The organism is bacterium (assembly GCA_035371905.1).
Taxonomy (GTDB): Bacteria; Ratteibacteria; UBA8468; order B48-G9; family JAFGKM01; genus JAMWDI01.
The window spans coordinates 8,951-11,788 of sequence record DAORXQ010000054.1 but is presented as its reverse complement, the minus strand read 5'-3'; the positions used below and the strand labels follow the sequence as shown (position 1 = coordinate 11,788).

Below are 2,838 nucleotides of genomic sequence, written 5' to 3'. Positions count from 1 at the left end.
TTTCTTTTTCTGTCAAACCGGGAGCAATAAAGAGATAAATCTGGAGTAGAATAAAAGTCAATGATATAACCCCTGCTGTGAAAAATGTAATTTTTAGAATTGAAAAGAATGGTTCTACGGGTTTTAAAAAGACAATAGTTTCTTGATATTTTTTTAGTGGTTTTACTATAAATAAAAGTAGTTTATTTGAAAAAAAATAAGAAATAAATGATGAAAAAATGAAAAATATACTGGAATAAATAATTTTTCTTCTCAACTCTTCCAGATGTTCTACAATACTTAAATCTTTTTCTTCCATTTTTCATTCTTCTTTCTTCTCTTCCTTTTTTTCTTCCTCTGAAACTCCCTCTTTCATTCCTTTTTTAAACTCTCCAAGTGCTTTTCCGAGAGACCTGCCTATTTCCGGTAATCTTTTCGCACCAAACAGTAGTAAAATAATAAAGAAAATAAGGATAAGTTCAGGGGCTCCTATGTTAAACATGCCTTCCTCCTTTTAGTTTTTTTCTTTTTTCGCCTTTAATGAATACTTTTATAGCACCTTCTCCATATACTGGACAATTTTGTTCACATTGGCCACAACCAACACATATTTCTGGATTAACAACAGGTTTTTCATTTTCATTTTTATATATTGCTGCAACAGGACAGACCTCCATACATACAAAACAATCTTTATTTTCTTTCCATACAAGACATTTATTTATATTTATTTTAGCGGTTCCCATTTTTACTTCCTCTATTTTAACCTTTTGAATTGCTCCTGTTGGACAGATTTTACCACAGTTTAAACATAATAGACATGCTTTTTCTCTTGGTATTATGTGAGGTGTTCCAAATTCAAATATACCTTTATTTAATGGTACAGGTCTTAAACAACTTACAGGACATACTTTTAAACATTCTCCACATCTTATACATTTATAAATAAAATCATCCTCTTCTATTGCTCCCGGAGGTCTTATAAAATTTGATTTCTCTGTTAACTTAAATCTGAACCCTGTGAAAATAAAACATCCCCCTACTCCAAAAATAAATTTTAAAAATTCCCTTCTTTTCATTTTTTAATTTTCCTTTTTATCTTATTTCTTAATTTTACACCAATTAGATAATTTAAATAACCGAAAGGACATATATAATAACACCAAAATCTTGGAATTAAAATATTTAAAAAAATTATCACGATTAATATAATCAAAATTTTCTTAAAAAGTAGTCCTCTCATTAAAATTACATATGGGTCAAACATCCAGAATAAAAAAGGAATTTTTAAAAAGATTGCAGTAAAAGATGTAAAAATTATAGCCCAAAAAATAAAAACTTTAATATATCTTACCCACTTTGGTATTTTTATACCTATCTTCCATTTTTTCCTTAAAAAGATTATATTTGCATAATCAATTATTCCACCTAAAGGACAAACCCAGAAACAAAAAAAATTTCCTAAAAATAAAAGTAAAAATAAAATGATTATTGAAGGCAAAAATAAATAGGAAAAATGAAGAGTTGAAATAGTTGTGAAAATTGCAAAAAGTAAATCTATCCGAAAAAAGAAATTTAAAGGTAGTTTTTCAGAAAGTGGAAATTTTGTTTTTTTAAAAAAATAAAAAAAAAGGAAAATAAATACACCCTGTATTAACAATTTAAAAAAATATTTGATTGTTTTTTTATACATATTTTATTTTTATCTTGTCAAGATTCATTGTACCGAGACCCATTTCAGCACCAATTTTTATGTGAGGAATCTGTTCTGGCTTTTTACCAAGAAGTGTAGAACCGTAAGCATCAAGAGCAACTATATCGGTTCCAGCAATCACCATATTCAGTTCTTTCAGTTCTCCCGGTCCCTGAGGTCCATTTGTCAACATTACTTTTGTAGCATCAAGGACTATTAATTTTGTTTTTGGTAATATATACTTTGTAATTTCAGCAATACATCTGTGTAAATCTGTTCTATGAAAGTATCCCCTATCTTTTACTATACCCATAAAATTTTTCATTGCAATAGTAACCACACCACCACCATGGACTTTTACAACAGGCACATCTATTAAAACATCACATTCAACCACATCTTTTAAAACATCTGCTTGTTTTAATACTTCTCCTCCAACCTTTATATTTAACCATTCAGTCGGTGGTTTTACTATTGCACCTTCTTTTTCTGCTGTTTCTTTTATTCCACTTGTTATATAAGTTACATTCCAGTTATTCACAGGATTATCTATTACTACGATTTCTTTTGCACCTGCATTTTTACAGAGTTTTACAAGGGCACTTACTACTTTTGGATTTGTATTTGCTCCCTGTTCAGGTGTTCTGTTCCATGCAATATTTGGTTTTATAACAACTTTTTCTCCACTTTTTACAAATTTCTTAATCCCTCCCATTTTTTCAATAACTTTTATTGTAACTTCTTCAAAATTTTCTCCTTTACCTATAAAAATTTCACTTTCTTTCTCTTCTGCAAAAGAAATACTTTTTCTGTTTTTAAAAATATTGGAAAAACTTAAACCTGCAAGAAATAAAAAACTGCTTTTTAAAAAATCTCTTCTTTTCATATTGCCCTCCTTATAAGTTTTTAATAATCAAGTACTTAAATTTTACTATTTAATGTATTTTATCAACTGCCCTCAATTTAATTGTATCACATATTAAAAAGAAAAAAAATATTTTTTAGATTTTAGAAATGATTTTTTAAAAAAAAAGGAAATAAAATTTTTATGATAAAAAGAATATACTCCGAAAAATCTATTTTTCTCTCTTAGTTTATACCAAATTTATATTTCTTTCAAAAACGGGTTAAATTCAGGGTTTCTTTTAATGCTTCATCATCTGTCT

At 27.7% G+C, this 2,838-nt stretch carries 5 protein-coding genes; all 5 read right to left on the bottom strand.

From position 1 onward, the window contains the following. On the bottom strand, positions 1–298 hold a 298-nt coding region (locus tag PKV21_06545; protein ID HOM27148.1), incomplete at its 3' end, for a twin-arginine translocase subunit TatC. 3 nt (positions 299–301) lie between these two features. Next, positions 302–481, bottom strand: coding sequence for a twin-arginine translocase TatA/TatE family subunit (locus PKV21_06540; GenBank protein HOM27147.1), 180 nt, complete (start codon positions 479–481; stop codon positions 302–304). Further along, the gene (locus tag PKV21_06535) at positions 474–1,058 is read right to left on the bottom strand and encodes a 4Fe-4S dicluster domain-containing protein (protein ID HOM27146.1); all 585 of its coding nucleotides are present in this window, start codon (positions 1,056–1,058) and stop codon (positions 474–476) included. Before PKV21_06535 ends, PKV21_06540 begins: the two co-directional genes overlap by 8 nt. After that, positions 1,055–1,672 (bottom strand): 4Fe-4S binding protein, encoded by a 618-nt coding sequence (locus PKV21_06530; protein ID HOM27145.1) that lies wholly within the window; start codon positions 1,670–1,672, stop codon positions 1,055–1,057. Before PKV21_06530 ends, PKV21_06535 begins: the two co-directional genes overlap by 4 nt. Continuing rightward, the gene (locus PKV21_06525; GenBank protein HOM27144.1) at positions 1,665–2,558 is read right to left on the bottom strand and encodes a DUF362 domain-containing protein; all 894 of its coding nucleotides are present in this window, start codon (positions 2,556–2,558) and stop codon (positions 1,665–1,667) included. Before PKV21_06525 ends, PKV21_06530 begins: the two co-directional genes overlap by 8 nt. Positions 2,559–2,838: the final 280 nt, after the last annotated feature.

Excerpts from the sequence above, each read along its gene's own strand:
- PKV21_06535 (HOM27146.1), bottom strand. The coding sequence starts at position 1,058 with ATGAAAAGAAGGGAATTTTTAAAATTTATTTTTGGAGTAGGGGGATGT.
- PKV21_06540 (HOM27147.1), bottom strand. The coding sequence starts at position 481 with ATGTTTAACATAGGAGCCCCTGAACTTATCCTTATTTTCTTTATTATT.
- PKV21_06525 (HOM27144.1), bottom strand. The coding sequence starts at position 2,558 with ATGAAAAGAAGAGATTTTTTAAAAAGCAGTTTTTTATTTCTTGCAGGT.
- PKV21_06530 (HOM27145.1), bottom strand. The coding sequence starts at position 1,672 with ATGTATAAAAAAACAATCAAATATTTTTTTAAATTGTTAATACAGGGT.